This is a genomic window from Actinoallomurus sp. NPDC052274, assembly GCF_040679475.1.
GTDB lineage: Bacteria > Actinomycetota > Actinomycetes > Streptosporangiales > Streptosporangiaceae > Actinoallomurus > Actinoallomurus liliacearum.
In genome coordinates this window covers 134,819-149,494 of sequence record NZ_JBFAUT010000008.1, presented here as the reverse complement: position 1 = coordinate 149,494, position 14,676 = coordinate 134,819, and the positions used below count along the sequence as shown (strand labels likewise).

At 72.5% G+C, this 14,676-nt stretch carries 17 protein-coding genes; 6 read left to right on the top strand and 11 right to left on the bottom strand.

Features of this window, described 5'->3' with window-relative positions; all coding sequences use genetic code 11:
* Window positions 1-149: 149 nt before the first annotated feature.
* The 4 genes from AB0K82_RS10030 to AB0K82_RS10015 all read right to left on the bottom strand — a co-directional run bounded on the left by AB0K82_RS10030 (window position 150) and on the right by AB0K82_RS10015 (window position 3,220).
* Window positions 150-398, bottom strand: coding sequence for a hypothetical protein (locus tag AB0K82_RS10030; RefSeq protein ID WP_364394920.1), 249 nt, complete (start codon window positions 396-398; stop codon window positions 150-152).
* Window positions 399-518: 120 nt separating this feature from the next.
* Complete coding sequence (locus tag AB0K82_RS10025) at window positions 519-1,454, bottom strand: PrsW family glutamic-type intramembrane protease (RefSeq protein WP_364394918.1); 936 nt, start codon at window positions 1,452-1,454, stop codon at window positions 519-521.
* 193 nt (window positions 1,455-1,647) lie between these two features.
* The gene (locus AB0K82_RS10020) at window positions 1,648-2,445 is read right to left on the bottom strand and encodes an ABC transporter ATP-binding protein (protein WP_364394916.1); all 798 of its coding nucleotides are present in this window, start codon (window positions 2,443-2,445) and stop codon (window positions 1,648-1,650) included.
* Window positions 2,446-2,572: 127 nt separating this feature from the next.
* Entirely contained in the window at window positions 2,573-3,220 is a 648-nt protein-coding gene (locus AB0K82_RS10015) for a transposase (protein ID WP_364394914.1), read from the bottom strand.
* Window positions 3,221-3,288: 68 nt separating this feature from the next.
* Between AB0K82_RS10015 and AB0K82_RS10010 the strand changes: the two genes are divergently transcribed.
* Entirely contained in the window at window positions 3,289-4,062 is a 774-nt protein-coding gene (locus tag AB0K82_RS10010; RefSeq protein WP_364394912.1) for a hypothetical protein, read from the top strand.
* Between the two features lie 67 nt (window positions 4,063-4,129).
* Here the strand turns inward: AB0K82_RS10010 and AB0K82_RS10005 are convergent, their stop codons facing one another.
* From AB0K82_RS10005 to AB0K82_RS09975, 7 genes are all read right to left on the bottom strand, one after another.
* A complete protein-coding gene (locus AB0K82_RS10005; protein WP_364394910.1) occupies window positions 4,130-4,900 on the bottom strand; it encodes an RDD family protein in 771 nt (256 codons plus the stop codon).
* A 71-nt stretch (window positions 4,901-4,971) separates the two neighbouring features.
* Window positions 4,972-5,298 (bottom strand): DUF2752 domain-containing protein, encoded by a 327-nt coding sequence (locus AB0K82_RS10000; RefSeq protein WP_364395055.1) that lies wholly within the window; start codon window positions 5,296-5,298, stop codon window positions 4,972-4,974.
* A 390-nt stretch (window positions 5,299-5,688) separates the two neighbouring features.
* Complete coding sequence (locus AB0K82_RS09995) at window positions 5,689-6,438, bottom strand: protein phosphatase 2C domain-containing protein (RefSeq protein ID WP_364394908.1); 750 nt, start codon at window positions 6,436-6,438, stop codon at window positions 5,689-5,691.
* A gap of 115 nt (window positions 6,439-6,553) precedes the next feature.
* Window positions 6,554-7,180: a response regulator transcription factor gene (locus AB0K82_RS09990; protein WP_364394906.1), complete on the bottom strand. Its 627-nt coding sequence runs from the start codon at window positions 7,178-7,180 to the stop codon at window positions 6,554-6,556.
* A 52-nt stretch (window positions 7,181-7,232) separates the two neighbouring features.
* The gene (locus AB0K82_RS09985; protein WP_364394904.1) at window positions 7,233-8,339 is read right to left on the bottom strand and encodes a GAF domain-containing sensor histidine kinase; all 1,107 of its coding nucleotides are present in this window, start codon (window positions 8,337-8,339) and stop codon (window positions 7,233-7,235) included.
* 65 nt (window positions 8,340-8,404) lie between these two features.
* Window positions 8,405-8,722 carry a hypothetical protein gene (locus AB0K82_RS09980; RefSeq protein ID WP_364394902.1) on the bottom strand — a complete coding sequence of 106 codons (318 nt, stop codon included), beginning with the start codon at window positions 8,720-8,722 and terminating at the stop codon, window positions 8,405-8,407.
* 12 nt (window positions 8,723-8,734) lie between these two features.
* On the bottom strand, window positions 8,735-9,121 hold the full coding sequence (locus AB0K82_RS09975; protein ID WP_345365942.1) for a DUF2752 domain-containing protein: 387 nt from the start codon (window positions 9,119-9,121) through the stop codon (window positions 8,735-8,737).
* Between the two features lie 112 nt (window positions 9,122-9,233).
* Here AB0K82_RS09975 and AB0K82_RS09970 point away from each other — a divergent pair, with 112 nt between their 5' ends.
* The 5 genes from AB0K82_RS09970 to AB0K82_RS09950 all read left to right on the top strand — a co-directional run bounded on the left by AB0K82_RS09970 (window position 9,234) and on the right by AB0K82_RS09950 (window position 14,618).
* On the top strand, window positions 9,234-9,902 hold the full coding sequence (locus tag AB0K82_RS09970; RefSeq protein WP_364394901.1) for an SDR family NAD(P)-dependent oxidoreductase: 669 nt from the start codon (window positions 9,234-9,236) through the stop codon (window positions 9,900-9,902).
* Window positions 9,899-11,230 (top strand): MFS transporter, encoded by a 1,332-nt coding sequence (locus tag AB0K82_RS09965; protein ID WP_364394900.1) that lies wholly within the window; start codon window positions 9,899-9,901, stop codon window positions 11,228-11,230. Before AB0K82_RS09970 ends, AB0K82_RS09965 begins: the two co-directional genes overlap by 4 nt.
* Window positions 11,223-12,230, top strand: coding sequence for an S-adenosylmethionine:tRNA ribosyltransferase-isomerase (locus tag AB0K82_RS09960; RefSeq protein WP_364394899.1), 1,008 nt, complete (start codon window positions 11,223-11,225; stop codon window positions 12,228-12,230). Before AB0K82_RS09965 ends, AB0K82_RS09960 begins: the two co-directional genes overlap by 8 nt.
* A gap of 359 nt (window positions 12,231-12,589) precedes the next feature.
* Window positions 12,590-13,795 (top strand): phosphoserine phosphatase SerB, encoded by a 1,206-nt coding sequence (serB, locus tag AB0K82_RS09955; RefSeq protein ID WP_364394897.1) that lies wholly within the window; start codon window positions 12,590-12,592, stop codon window positions 13,793-13,795.
* Between the two features lie 571 nt (window positions 13,796-14,366).
* Window positions 14,367-14,618, top strand: coding sequence for a hypothetical protein (locus tag AB0K82_RS09950; protein WP_364394895.1), 252 nt, complete (start codon window positions 14,367-14,369; stop codon window positions 14,616-14,618).
* Window positions 14,619-14,676 lie beyond the last annotated feature (58 nt).

The window sequence follows — 14,676 nt, the reverse complement described above, 5'->3', positions numbered from 1 at the left end:
AGGCCCGTCACGGCGACCCGGCGTCGCCGATGGCGGCGCGGCACCGGGGCAGCGGACCGAACGCTCGGTGACCGAGAGCACGAATGGCGGCGAACCGCCATGAACGCCCGCTCGGTCGCCGCCTTGACCGAGCCCTCCGCTCGCCGGTACTACTCGTCGTCGGCCTCGGCCCGTGGGTCGCCGCGGTCGTTCACCGGGTGCTCGACCAGCGCGAGGATGCGGCTCGCCATGAATCGGGCGGTCCGCACCGGAGTGCCGTTCCGGGTGACCTCGACGACCTCGACCACGCCCCGGCGCGTGACGACCTCGACCCGCCGCCCGGCGCGCGTCGCCACCACCTCATAGGTGCGGGTCGCCCCTCCGGCATCGATCACGACCTCAACCCGGTCACCCTTCACACCGCACCCCTTTCGAACACGCATTCGATTGATACCCGCCCCTCAAACCTCCCAATCAGACCGAGAGCGAGATGTCACCGAATCAGTGAAGCGGTAACGGGAACGGCCGGGTCCGCGGGCTCAGTGGGGCAGGGTGGCGGTGGGGATGCGCCAGCCGGGGGGCGGGTTGTAGGGGCGGCGGGTCGAGTGCCACAGGCCCACCAGCCAGGCGACGCCGATCACGGAGATGACGGCGAGCCCCGCCCACGACAGGAACGTGAACAGGCGCACCTGCTCGTCGGTGGGCCTCGGCATCCAGCCCATCTCGAGCAGCCGGTACTGCGCGGGGCTCCCGGTGAGCAGCAGGGTGACGACCAGCGCGATGGAGTGCATCGAGTCCCACAGGGCGTGCAGGAGCGAGACACCGACGTAGGCCACGACCAGCCGATAGGTGATCAGGAAGTGATGCCGGGTGCTGGCCCGGAACAGCACGCCGCCGAGGATCCCCGTCCACAGGCCGTGGCCCACGGGGGCGAGCAGACCGCGGAGGAGCTCGGTCTGCACCACCTGCATCAACGACAGGCCGTTCTCGGTGAACAGCGCGGTGAAGGCGTAGCCCGCCGACTCGAAGGCGGCGAAGCCGAACCCGACGGCCGCGCCGAGGATCATCCCGTCGCGCATCGTCTTGGTCGCCAGGTGCCGGGTGAGGAAGGCCAGCGCGCCCAGCTTGACGGCCTCCTCGATCAGCCCGACCCCGACGAACAGCCAGGGCGACGGGTGCAGCAGGTACGTCTCCAGCAGGGAGGCGGCCAGCACGCCCAGCACCCCGCCGGTGAGGAATGTGCTGAACACCAGCGTCGGCGTCAGCTCGCCCGTGTCACGGCGTTCGAACGCCCAGACGACGAACGTCACCGGCACCAGGAAGCTGCCCAGCAGCACGAGGGTGGGGATCAGGTTCGGGTTCTGCGTGAGCAGGATGACGAGGACGGTCAGCACCCACAGCACGAGTCCGGTGACGAACACCCGGAGCCACGGCCGCGCGGCCCGCCGCGGAGCCTGAAAGGTGGGTGTGCCCATCGCCCGCTCCCGTCGTTTCGACCCGTACCGGGATTCATGCGCCGATCGGTCGGCGTCTACCCCGGCCGAGGCGTCGAAAAACGCCGCTGACCGGCGGTCAGGGATCGGGGCGGGCGTACCCCGGTAGAGGAGAGCGGGACCGGCCGGCAGGGCGGCCCGGCCGGTCCTCGGAGATCTGTCGTCCCGAGTGGGCTCAGGGGCGGGGGGCGACGGCGTGCGCGTGCCAGCGGCCGTCCTGCCGCTCGATCTTCAGGGGCAGGCCGAAGCACTCCGACAGCAGCTCTTCGGTGAAGACCTCGTCGACCTTCCCGGTGGCGACGACCGAGCCCCGGCGCAGCAGCAGCGCGTGCGTGAACCCCTCGGGAACCTCCTCCACGTGGTGGGTGACGAGGGCCATCGTGGGCGCGAGGCGGTCGTTGGACAGGGCCGTGAGGCGCGCCACCAGGTCCTCGCGGCCGCCGAGGTCGAGGCCGGCGGCCGGTTCGTCCAGGAGCAGCAGCTCGGGGTCGGGCATGAGCGCGCGGGCGATCGACACCCGCTTGCGCTCGCCCTCGGACAGGGTGGAGAACCGACGGCGGATCAGGTGCGCGCAGCCGAGCGCGTCGAGGAGCTCGACCGCCCGGGTGACGTCCGTGGAGTCGTACTCCTCTTTCCACCGGCCGATGATGGCGTACGACGCCGTCAGGACGATGTCGATGACCTTCTCGTCGGCCGGGATCTTGTCGGCGATCGCCGCGCTGGACAGGCCGATGCGGGGCCGCAGCTCGAAGACGTCGGTCTTGCCGAGCGTCTCGCCCAGCAGCTCGACCTCGCCCTCGGTGGGGAACAGCATGGCGGCGGCGACCTGCAACAAGGTCGTCTTGCCGGCACCGTTCGGGCCGACGATGACCCATCGCTCGTCTTCCTGGATCGTCCAGTCGACGTCGCGCAGGAGCGACGCGCCTTCGCGTCGGACCTCGACGCCCTTGAGTCGTAGTACCTCGCCGGCCATCGCATCCTTCCCCTAGAGCGCGCAGCGACCGGCGGGATGCCGCCGGGCGCTGTCCGGGTTCCGGAACGAACCTACGGCATTTTGACGTCCTCCCCCGCTTTGATCAGGCAGGGGATTCCAACCCGCTCTACCCGGAGGAGAGTACAGGTTGAGGTTCGCGGTTCACAGCCCCGCCCAACGGCTGGAGGGCTCCCCGCGCTGTCACCGTCCGCCCGACGGCGATGTCTCTGATGTTCTTGGCCGCGTTCACATCCGCATGATCTACATGCCCACAGGCGCGACAACGAAAGACCGCTTGGCTCTCGCGATTCTCCGGCGCGCGGTGTCCGCAGGCATGACAGATCTGGGAGGTGTACGCGGGGTTGATCTTCTCCACCCGGCCCGGCGCCTTCTGCTCCAAGCGGGTGACCAACTGGCCCCACCCGGCCGCATGGATGGAGGGGTTGAGTCCGGCTTTGGCCCGCACGTTGGTGCCTGGCACGGTGAGGGTGCCGCGCGCGGAACGGACCATGTTTTTGATCTTCAGGTCCTCGACGCGGATGAGGTCGTAGCGGCGGGCCAAAGCGGTGGAGGTCTGCTCCACCCAGTCCTTGCGACGGTCGGTCTCACGCGCCTTGATCCGGCCGATCGCGGTCCTGACCCGCGCCCGGCGATTCGACCCAGGTTTGGCGCGCGCCAGCCTGCGCTGGAGCCGTCGCACGCGCTGGACCTCAGTGTTGCGCAGGCCAGGCACGGACAGCCGTTCGCCGGTGGACAGGGCGGCCGAGACGGCCACGTTTCCCCCCGGCCCGAAGGCCGGGCAGGCCAAGCCGCGCAGCCGATGAACCGCTTATGGTGGTCGGCATGCGCCTCACTCACCCATCCACCGGGCTTGTCGCCTGGGGCAACGCCTGGCTGACCGGCCATGTGGGGCTCGACGAGGCCGCCGATTCCGTCGAGCGTCAGGGCAGCCCGCACGTGGTCGACCGCGTACCCGGCGAGAGCGGTGAGCTTCCGCTGCGACGGGGCCTCGGCGCGCTCCGGGTCGCGGGGCTCACCGCACTGCGCCTCGCGCTGCCCGCTCCGGGGGACCCCCTAGGGCTGACCGGCCCGTCGGACTTCAACACGGCGGCCATCGACGCCGGCGAGGCCGTCCTCGCCACGGTGGGCGAACGGTCGCTCGGCCTCATCCCGGCGGAGGACCGCCGGGGCTCCTCGTACGTCGGCACCCGCTGGGAGGTGCACGAGACCCGCCATGGCACTTCGGACATCCCCTCGCTGCCGGAGGCCGATCGCCAGTTGACGCTGGCGGTACGGGACGCCACCGAGGCGCTCCTGTCCGTGGACGGCGGGCAGGAGTGGCGGCCGGAGATCGCCGAGGCGCTGGGCGCGCTGCGCGAGTCGCACCGGCACGAGCACGTCGGCGGCCTCGCGCCCGGGTACCCCGCACGCGCGCACCGGGTCGCGGCGCTCGCGAGCCGGCTGGCCGTCGTGGTCGACCTGGCACGTTCCGCCGAGAGCGTCGGCCTGTCCGCCGCGCACGTCCAGCGTCGCTCCGAGGCTCTCCGCACCCTCGACCGCGCGGTCCGCCGGGCCCGGGTCGCCGCCTACAACAGCGTCCTGGACCCGGTCCGCTGACCCCGTACGCGAAACGCCCCGGCGATCGCTCTCGCGGTCGCCGGGGCGGCTGTCCCGATCCTGGATTTCAGGCCTGGACGACGATGGTGGTGCAGACCTTGTCGGCGAACGTCTGGCTCTTGTCGTCCCAGAGCGGCCACAGGTAGCCGATGTAGCAGGCGGCGCCGTCGAGGAAGTGGGCGAGCCGGCGCACGAACGCCATGCCGAACCCGATCGGCTGACCGGTGGTCTCCCCGATCAGCTTGATGCCGAGGGCGCGCTTGCCGGGCGTCTGACCGGTCGTGCCCTCCTGGTGGCACAGCCAGAGGCCGAGCCCGACCGCGACGAGGAACCCCAGGAAGACGACCAGGGCGCCACCGCCGCCGCCCACCGCGATGCCGATGCCGTAGAGCAGGCCGTACGGCACGCCGACGATCAGTCCGTCGACCAGCGTGGCGCCGACCCGGGAGAACCAGCTGGCGTACTGCCCCTGGTTGTAACCGGCGCCGTAGCCCTGCTGCGGGTACTGCTGGCCGTACGCGGCGGGCTGCTGGCCATAGCCCTGCCCGTAGTCCTGCTGGCCGTACCCGGGCTGCTGCCCGTAACCGGACTGCTGGCCGTACCCCTGCTGCTGGCCGTAGTCCTGCCCGTATCCGGGCTGCTGCTGGCCATAGCCGGGCTGCTGCTGCCCGTACCCGGGCTGCTGCTGGCCATAGCCCGGCTGCTGCCCATAACCGGGCTGCTGCTGCCCGTAGCCCGGCTGCTGCTGGCCGTACCCGGGCTGCTGCTGCCCGTACCCGGGCTGCTGACCGTAGCCGGGCTGCTGGCCCTGGCCGTACGGGTCGTAGGGGGTGCTCACGCTCTTACTCCTTCATCGAATGACGCCCGTCTGCGAGCCGGGCCCGGGGTCGCCGTGACGAGATATGGAATTCACCACTGCAGGAGCCCGAACCGGGCGAGCTGCCATAGCCAGGACAGGCCCAGCACGACGCCGAGCAGTGCAGTGCGGGCGCGCGGCTCGATCGTCCACCATCGGCGCCCGATCCCCAGAGGCGCCGTGGCCAGACCGATCGCCCCCGCGAGAGCGAACGGATTCGCGAGGACGGCTCTGACCGGGTGGGCGGCCCCCAGCTCCATGAAGACGGTGGTACCGCCACAAAGAGGGCAGGGGACTCCGGTGAACCGCCGAAGCGGACACAGTATGCCGGGATCGTGGGCATGATGCACGAGTGCCGCGAGTACGGCCGCGACGGCCATGCTCCCCGTGCGGATCGCCACACCCCGTACCCCGTCCCCTGCGGCGGCGGTGAAGGAGGCGAGCATCCGCGCCGGCGCGGTCGGCGCACCAGGGGTGACCCTCGTCCCCCGTGCGACGTCCAAACTCCGCCCTCCAACCCCGTGCCGTTGTACGCCTGTGGGACCTATATCGCAGCAAGGCGGGTAACGGTCAAGTCAGATGGGCCCCAGAGCCCATAACGTGACCGCACGGAGACATTCGGGACCGGTCGGCATCGACGCCGGGCGGCGTCCACCACCGTCCTCGGCGCCGGACGGCACCCACGGCGGTCGTGGGAGTCGACGACCGCCGTCAACGCCGGACGGCATCCACGACGGTCCGTGGGCGCCGGACGGCGTCGACGACCGTCGTCAGCGCTGGGCGGCACCCACGACGACCGGGGGCCTCGCGTCCGCGCCCTCCGGGACGACGTCCACCACGATGACGGTGATGTTGTCCGGTCCGCCGCCCTGATTGGCCAGATCGATGAGCGCGCGAACGGCCGCCTCGGGCTCCGACTGGGTCGTCAGGACCTGATGCAGCGTCTCGGCGTCGACCGGGCCGGTCAGGCCGTCGGAACACAGCAGGTAGCGGTCGCCCGGCAGGGACTCGCGCAGCGACATGTCCGGCTTGCGGTCCGGCTTGCCGTCGAGCACCCGGACGAGGCGGTTGGCCAGATGGGGCGCCGCGCCGTCCTCGCCGGTGAGCATCTTCTCCAGCGTGTGGTCCTCGGTGATCTGGTAGAGGATGGTGTCCCGCAGCATGTACGCGCGGGAGTCCCCGATGTGCGCGAGCGCGAGCTGGGTGCCGGACCACAGCATCGCCGTGCAGGTCGTGCCCATCGACTGCAGCGCCGGCTCCTGCGCGACCCGCTGCGCGATGGCCTGGTTGGCCGACAGCACGGCGTGTTCGAGCGTGTCCACCAGCGCTGGCTGGGGGACCTCGGCGTCGGTGGGCGCGAGGGTCTGGACGGCGAGGGAGCTTGCGATCTCCCCGCCGACGTGGCCCCCCATCCCGTCGGCGACTGCGAGCAGCCATGGGCCCGCATACGCCGAGTCTTCGTTGTTCTCGCGGGTACGGCCGACGTCCGACCCCGCGGCGTAGCGAATGGCGACTCTCATGTGAATTCCGATGACGTCCTCGGCGATGCGGTTCACTCAGCCGACTACTGAGGTTCATCAAGATATTCGACCGACGCGTCTTACGCCTCCTCGATCTCACGCGAATACTCGCGAGTCACCGATCGGCGAGGCCGTGACGCACGGCGTACAGGGCCGCTTGGGTGCGATCCTGCAGCCCAAGCTTAAGCAGGATGTTCGAAACGTGCGTCTTGACGGTCTTCTCGGAAACGACCAGCGCCCGGGCGATCTCGCGGTTGGACCGGCCCCGGGCGATCTGGACGAGGACCTCGCGCTCGCGTTCGGTGAGCGCCCCGGCGCCCGGATCCACCGGCGCGGGCGCCAGCATCGCCTCGGTCGCCTCCGGCGCGAACAGCATGTGCCCGTCGTGGACGGCGCGGATCGCCTGCACCAGGGCCTGCGGGTCGACGTCCTTGTAGAGATATCCGGAGGCGCCGGCGCGTACGGCCGGCAGGACGTGCTCCCGCTCGCCGACGCTGGTGAGCACGAGGACGCGGGACTCGATGCCGCGGGCGCGCAGCTCGCGCAGCGCGGTCGGCCCGTCCACGCCGGGCATCTTCAGGTCCAGGAGGACGACGTCGGGATGCAGGGCCTCCGCGCGGGAGACCGCCTCCGCGCCGTCGGCGGCCTCACCGACGACCTCGATGTCGTCCTGCACGCCGAGGAACGTGCGCAGCCCCTGGCGCACGACCGGATGGTCATCGGCGATCAGCACTCGGATCATGCGGGAACCTCCAGACACACGACCGGACGGTCATCGGCGATCGGCACGCGGGTCATGCGGGCACCTCCAGGCGTACGACCGTGCCGGCGGGGGACGAGTCGACCGTCAGGCGCCCGCCGACCGACTCCGCGCGTTCGCGCATGGACGCCAGCCCCAGACCGTCGCGCGCCCCGGCCCCGACGTCGAAGCCGGTGCCGTCGTCGTGGACCTCCAGCGCGCCCGCCGTCAGCCGCACCGTCACCTCCGAGGGGTCACCGTGGCGGAGGGCGTTGTACAGGGCCTCCTGGGCGACGCGGTACGCCACCGCCTCGACCTCGGCCGGCAGGGCGACGTCCTCGCCCTCGAACCGGACCCGTGGCCGGCGCCCGCGCCCCGAGCCCCAGGCGCGGTCCAGGACCCGTACGTGCTTGCGCAGCGACTCCGCGAGCCCGTCTCCCTCCAGCTCGGCGGGGCGCAGCTCGAAGATGACCTCCCGCAGCTCCGCGAGGGCCTCCTTGGCGAGCGTCTGGACGCGTTCGAGCTCGGCGCGGGGGTCGGGCGCGGACAGGGCCGCCGCGGCGGTCAGGCGGAGGGAGAACAGCTTCTGCGCCACCGCGTCGTGCAGTTCGCGCGCCAGCCGGGCACGCTCCTCGATCACGGTGAGCTCGCGGTTCCGCTCGTACAGCCGGGCGTTCGTCATCGCGATCGCGGCATGGGCCGCGAAGAGGGTGAGCAGGTCCTCGTCGGCGGCCGTGAAGCCGCCCGGCGTGCGCCGGTTGGCGAGGAAGATGATGCCGAGCGTCTCGGTCCCGTCCTTGATCGGGACGCCGAGGAAGTCCTTGAGGACCGGGTGCGCGGTCGGCCAGCCCTCGAACGCCGGGTCCTTGCGCACGTCCGGCAGCCGCTGCGCGCGGTCGTCACGCAGCATCAGCGCGAGCAGGCCGTGCTGCCGGGGCAGGGGGCCGATCCGCTTCCACTGCTCGTCCGAGACGCCCTCCACGACGAACTCGGCGAACGAGCCCTCGTCGTCGGGTACGCCGAGCGCGGCGTAGCGGGCGTCGAGGAGCTGCGCGGCGGCCCGGACGATCACCTGCAGGACCTCGTGCACGGACAGGTGCCGCGTGACCGCGAGCACCGCCGTGCTGACGGCGCGCAGCGTGGCGTCCCGATCGGTGTCCACGGCTCACGACCGTACCGCCGCGCGGCGCCCCCGCCCGATCCGGGCGGGGACCCCGCGGGAGACCGTCAGCTGCCGGCCTGAAGCCGGACGATCGCGCTCACGATGCCGAGGGCCAGCGCGACGATGCCGCCGATCCAGGCCACCCTGGCGATCGTGTCGGACCGCCCCTGGGCGCGGAACTGGTTCTGGGCGACGAGGCCCAGCACGATGGCCGCCGGCGAGCAGCAGAACCAGCAGATGATGCCGATGATCGAGAGCACCTGCGGCGTGCTCGACTGCGGCTGGGCGGGCTGTCCATAGCCGCCGCCGTATCCGGGCGGCGGGGGCGGCGCGGACGGCGGACCGTCGCCGTAACCGGGCGGGCCCTGAGGCGGGTATCCCACGGTTCCTCCAGTTCAGATGATGCCGAAGCGGGCGAGCTGCCAGACCTCGGAAACGATCAGAGGTGCGACGATAGCCACGATCGGGACGATTTGTCGCGTTCTACGGGACGATCGTTGCCAGAGCGTGCTCAACCGGGAACGCCGCGCGATCGGAACGAGCACGAACCCGGCACACACCGCCACCGCCAGCGGCGACGCGTCGAAGGCGCCCACGATGTCGGCGTGGCCGAGATGGACCGCCGCCGTCGTGAACCCGCACAGCGGGCAGGGGACGCCGGTGTACTGCCGCAGGACGCACAGCGTGGGCGGGCGCGGGATGCGCAGCGCCGCCAGGCCGACGACGACCGCGACCAGCAGGGCCACCCGTGCGGGCACCCCCCACGGCCGCCCGATCGCCATCCGCCCGTTCCTCACACGACAAGTGTGCCCGAAGGACCTACGACCATCAGCCCGGCCGGTCCAGGTCCCGCGACCGATGCCGGTCTCGCGGTACGGGCTTAACGTCGAGGACATGAAGGCACTGATCACCGGAGCGTCCCGCGGGCTCGGCCTGGCGCTGGCCCGCGCGCTCGCCCAGGACGGCTGGAGTCTGATCCTCGACGCCAGGGGGGCGCCCGACCTGGAGAAGATCGCCGCCGACCTGGCCGCCGCCGGCGTGGACGTCACCGCCCTCGCCGGCGACATCGCCGACCCCGCCCACCGGGAGGCGCTCGTACGGGCGTCGGACGGGCTCGACCTCCTCGTCAACAACGCGAGCACGCTCGGCGCGACGCCGCTGCCCCGCCTGGCCGAGTACCCGTCGTCCGAACTGGAGCGCGCGTTCGCGGTCAACGTGCTCGGGCCGCTCGCGCTCATCCAGGGCGTCCTGCCGGCCCTCCGCGCGCGCTGGGGCGCCATCGTCAACGTCACCTCGGACGCCGCTCGCGAGCCGTACGCGGGCTGGGGCGGGTACGGCGCGACGAAGGCCGCGCTCGACCAGTTGTCCAACGTCCTGGCCGCGGAGGAGCCCGAGATCGCCGTGTGGTGGGTCGACCCCGGCGAGATGCGCACCCGGATGCTCGCCGACGCCGGCGAGGACGCGGACGCCGCGCCCCTCCCCGAGGAGGTCGCCGTCCCCGCCCTCCGCAGACTGATCGGCGAACGCCTCGCGAGCGGCCGGTACGCGGTGGGCGACCTGTGAGCGCCCCGGCCGAGACCGCGGAGACGACCGGCCCGGCGCCGCGACCCCGGCTGCTGACCGGCCCGTACCGCACGACGACGATCGGCATCCTGGTCGTCGTCACGCTGCTGGCGTTCGAGCAGATGGCGGTCGGCACGGCCATGCCGGTGGCAGCGCGCGACCTGGGCGGCCTGTCGATGTACGCCTGGGGCTTCAGCGCCGTCTTCATCACCGGGCTGGTGGGCAACGTGCTGGCGGGCGGCTGGGCGGACGCGCGCGGCCCCGCGATGCCGCTCTTCACCGGGCTGGCGATCTTCGTCACCGGGCTGGTCATCGTGGGGACCGCCCCGGCGATGGGCTGGTTCGTGGCGGGCCGGGCCGTCCAGGGCCTCGGCTCCGGGCTGGCCGTCGTCCCGCTGTACGTGATCGTCGCCGGCGTCTACCCCGAGACGTCCCGGCCGCGGGTCTTCGCCGCCATGTCGGCCGCCTGGGTCGTGCCGTCGCTGGTCGGCCCGTCCGTCGGCGGGCTGGTCGCCGAGCACCTCGGCTGGCGCTGGGTCTTCCTCGGCCTCGTTCCCCTCGTCGTGCCCGCCGCGGCGATGCTGGCCCCGGCCCTGCGCGGCTCCCGGACGCGCGGCGCGATGCCCCGCGGCCGTACGCTCGCCGCCGTCGCGCTGGCCGTCGGCGCCGCCCTCCTGCTGTGGGGCATCGACCACCGCTCGCCGATCGCGCTGCCCGGCCTGGCCGGCCTCGCGTACGGCCTGCGGGTGCTGCTGCCGCGCGGCACGCTGCGCCTCGGCCGGGGCCTGCCGACCGCGATCGCCATGCGCGGCCTCCTGATGGGCACGATGTCCGGCACCGAGGTGTTCATCCCGCTCGCGCTCATCACCCGGCACGGTTTCACCCCCACCGCCGCCGGGGTCGTGCTGACCGTGGGAGCCCTCGGCTGGAGCGGCGGCTCCTGGCTCCAGGGCAGGGCCACCGGCGGCTCGCGGGCGCGGTTCGCGGTGCTGGGCGCCACCCTCCTGGTCATCGGAGTCGCCGGGATCGCCGTGGCGCTCTACACCTCCGGCTGGGCGGCGATCCCCGCCTGGATCGTCGGCGGTCTCGGGATGGGCATGGCCTTCCCGGTCCTCAGCGTGCAGGTGCTCGACCTGTCCGCCCCGTCCGAGCAGGGCGCCAACTCCTCGGCCCTGCAGATCGCCGACACCCTCGGCGCGTCCCTCGCCGTCGGTGTGGCCGGCGCGCTGGTCAACGCGGCGGGCCTGGGCGCCGGGCTCGTGTGCACCCTCGTCATCGCCGTCATCGCGGCCACGGCCGCGCACCGTGTGGAGGCCCCCCGTGCTTGACTTCGCCCTTCCACCCGACCTCGAGGCACACGAACCCCCGGCGCGTCGCGACGCCGTCCGCCTCCTCGCGGCCACCCGGGACGGCGTGAGCCACCACGCGTTCACCGACCTGCCGGATCTCCTCCGGCCCGGCGACCTGCTGGTCTTCAACACCTCGGCGACCCTGCCCGCCGCCGTACGACTCGACCGGCTGGCCGTCCACTTCTCCGGCCCGGTGCCGTCGGACGCCGGCTGCTGGCTCGTCGAGCTGCGGCTGCGGACCGGCCGGGCCTCGGAGCCGTACGCGGGCGGCTGCCCGGGCGAGTGGTTCCCCCTGCCCGGCGGCGCGACGCTGACCCTCCTGGACCGGTACACGCCCCGGCTGTGGCGGGCACGCCTCGACACCGACGTCGAGCCGTACCTGCGGCGGTACGGCGTGCCGATCCGGTACGGCTACGTCCGCAGCGACCAGCCGGCGGCGGCGTACCAGACCGTCTTCGCCGAGGCGCTGGCCCGGCAGGACGGCTCCGGGAGCGCCGAGATGCCGAGCGCGGGGCGTCCCTTCACCGCCGACCTGGTGACCCGCCTCGTCGCGCGCGGCGTGCTCCTCGCGCCGCTGACCCTGCACACCGGCGTGGCGTCCCCGGAGAAGGACGAGCCGCCGTACCCGGAGCGCTACGAGGTCCCGGCCACCACGGCGGCGTTGGTGAACCACGTGAAGTGGGAAGGGGGCCGGGTGGTCGCCGTGGGCACGACGGTCGTACGCGCGCTGGAGAGCGCCGTCACCGACAAGGGGTTCGTCCGGGCCGCCCACGGCTGGACGTCCCACGTGGTCACCCCGGACGAGGGCGTACGGGTGGTGGACGGCCTGCTCACCGGCCTCCACGAGCCGCGCTCCTCGCACCTGCGGATGCTCACCGCGATCGCCGGCGAGGAGCTGCTCGACCGCGTCTACACCGAGGCCCTGGCGGGCGGCTACCGCTGGCACGAGTTCGGCGACGCGAACCTGCTGCTGCCCTGAGGGACGGGTCCTGGAAGGGTGTGACCTGCGGGAGCGCCGGGCGGGCGCTAAGGGTCCGGGCGGCTCCGGTCCGCCGCTCAACGCGTACCGAATGCTCGGCGACCGCGGTCCCGGACGGGGGCAAAGCCCGCATAACGGCACCACAGGCGGGGCTTTTGCCGAGCATCCGGTCCTCGGCCCCGCCCGATTCGGCGCCATCGACCTTCGTTCCTGAGGGACGTGTCCGGAAAGACTGTGACCTGCGGTAACACCGGGTGGGCGCGGAGAGTCCGGGCGGCGAACGTCCGCCGAACCCTCGGTGTCCGGATGGTGGACCGTCGAGCGGCGCACTATGAGGGCCAAGTACCGTGGTGAACAGCATGGATGCCAAGACGCGCACGCTGCTGATCACGCTGACCGGCCGTGACCGCCCCGGAGTCACGTCCCGCCTGTTCAGTACTCTCGCCGCCTTCCCCGTCACCGTCGCCGACGTCGAGCAGGTCGTGATCCGCGGCCGTCTGGTGCTCGGTGTCCTCGTTTCGTACGGTCCCGACACCGACATCGGCCAGGTCTGGGCCGCCGCCGAGAAGATCGCCGCCGACCTCGGCATGGAGATCGAACTGGCCACGGGGACCGGCAACGGCAACCCGCGGCGCCGCCACGGCCGGTTGCACGTCACCATCCTCGGCCACCCGCTGACGCCCGCCGCGATGGCCGGCATGGCGGGGCGCGTGGCGGCGCACGGCGCCAACATCGACCGCATCGAGCGGCTCGCCCACCACCCGGTCACGTGCATCGAGATGGACGTGTCCGGCGCCGACCCCGACGGCCTGCGCGCCGCGCTCGCCGCGGAAGCGGCCGAGCAGCACGTCGACGTGGCCGTCCAGCGCGGCGGGCTCGCCCGGCGGGCGAAGCGGCTCATCGTCATGGACGTCGACTCGACCCTCATCCAGGGCGAGGTCATCGAGTTCATCGCCGAGCACGCCGGGCTCGAGGCCAAGGTCGCCGAGATCACCGAGGCCGCGATGCGCGGGGAGCTCGACTTCGAGGGCGCGCTGCGGGAGCGGGTCGCGATGCTGGCCGGGCTCGACGAGGGCGTCCTGGCGCAGGTGCGCGACCGCATCGAGTTCTCGCCGGGCGTCCGCACCCTCGTGCGCACGCTGAAGCGGCTCGACTACAAGTTCGCGATCGTCAGCGGCGGGTTCACCCAGATCACCGACGCGCTCGCCGCGGACCTCGGCATCGACTACACGGCCGCGAACGTGCTCGAGGTCGAGAACGGCAAGCTCACCGGGCGGCTCGTCGGCCCCATCGTCGACCGGGCGGGCAAGGCGGAGGCGCTGCGCCGGTTCGCGGCCGACGCCGGCGTGCCGATCAGCCAGACCGTCGCGATCGGCGACGGCGCGAACGACCTCGACATGCTCGCCGCCGCCGGGCTCGGCATCGCCTACAACGCCAAGCCCGTCGTGCGGGAGGCCGCCGACACGGCCCTCAACGTGCCCTACATGGACAGCATCGCCTTTCTGCTGGGCATCTCCCGCGAGGAGATCGACGCCGCGGACGCCGAGGACGCCGGGCTGCTCTGAGGCCGGGCTGCTCTGAGGCCGGGCTGCTCTGAGGCCGGGCTGCTCTGACGCCGGGCGCGTCGATCAGCCCAGCGACGCGGTCGCCGCGCGCAGATCCTCCAGGGCCGCCAGCGCATGGGGCGCGAGCCCCTCCGCGTCATCACGATCAGTCTGGCGTTCGGACGCGACTACAGCAGTCCGGACGCGCTCGCGCAGGCCGTCGCCGAGGAGAGCGCCGCTCTCACCGCGCTGGGGCAGGAACTCATCGGAAGCGACCGCCGATCGTCACGGTCTCGGGTACGCCCTGGGTGCCGGGACGCGCCTCCACCGAGGCCGATCCGCTGCCGACCGACGGACCGGTGGGTGGTCGAGGGCGTTCGGTCACCGCACTCCTGGACCTCGCCTCGCGCGGGGTGCGCAGCACGGCTGTCCGCATGCCGCGCACGGTCCACAACGAGGGCCGGGGCGGATTTCGCCGGCCTGTTGGTCGACGCGGCGCGCCGCACCGGGGGGTCCGGCTACCCGGGCGACGGCACCCAGCGCTGGCCGGCCGTGCACGCGCTCGACGCGGCGGTCCTGTTCCGTCTGGTCCTTGAGTCGGCACCGGGCCGGGACGTCCTGGCACGCCGTCGCCGACGAAGGCGACGCGGTGCGCGACATCGCAGCCGTCATCGGCCGACGACTGGACCTGCCGGTCAAGGAGGTTCCGCAGGAGAACTTCGGCCCGTTCGGCCCGATCTTCGCCATGGACCAGCCTTCGTCCAGCGCCCACACCCGCGATGCGCTCGGATGGCGGCCGACGCGCTCCAGCCTCCTCGAGGACCTGGAGAACATTCAGCCCTGACACACGGTCCGGGTCCGGCTCAATGGGTTGCCGACCGTCCACCCGCGCCGGCTTCCGG

Coding starts and splice junctions, on each gene's coding strand:
- AB0K82_RS10025 (WP_364394918.1), bottom strand. CDS start 1,454: ATGGGCACACCCACCTTTCAGGCTCCGCGGCGGGCCGCGCGGCCGTGG.
- AB0K82_RS10020 (WP_364394916.1), bottom strand. CDS start 2,445: ATGGCCGGCGAGGTACTACGACTCAAGGGCGTCGAGGTCCGACGCGAA.
- AB0K82_RS10010 (WP_364394912.1), top strand. CDS start 3,289: ATGCGCCTCACTCACCCATCCACCGGGCTTGTCGCCTGGGGCAACGCC.
- AB0K82_RS10000 (WP_364395055.1), bottom strand. CDS start 5,298: ATGGCCGTCGCGGCCGTACTCGCGGCACTCGTGCATCATGCCCACGAT.
- AB0K82_RS09995 (WP_364394908.1), bottom strand. CDS start 6,438: ATGAGAGTCGCCATTCGCTACGCCGCGGGGTCGGACGTCGGCCGTACC.
- AB0K82_RS09990 (WP_364394906.1), bottom strand. CDS start 7,180: ATGATCCGAGTGCTGATCGCCGATGACCATCCGGTCGTGCGCCAGGGG.
- AB0K82_RS09975 (WP_345365942.1), bottom strand. CDS start 9,121: ATGGCGATCGGGCGGCCGTGGGGGGTGCCCGCACGGGTGGCCCTGCTG.
- AB0K82_RS09970 (WP_364394901.1), top strand. CDS start 9,234: ATGAAGGCACTGATCACCGGAGCGTCCCGCGGGCTCGGCCTGGCGCTG.
- serB (WP_364394897.1), top strand. CDS start 12,590: ATGGATGCCAAGACGCGCACGCTGCTGATCACGCTGACCGGCCGTGAC.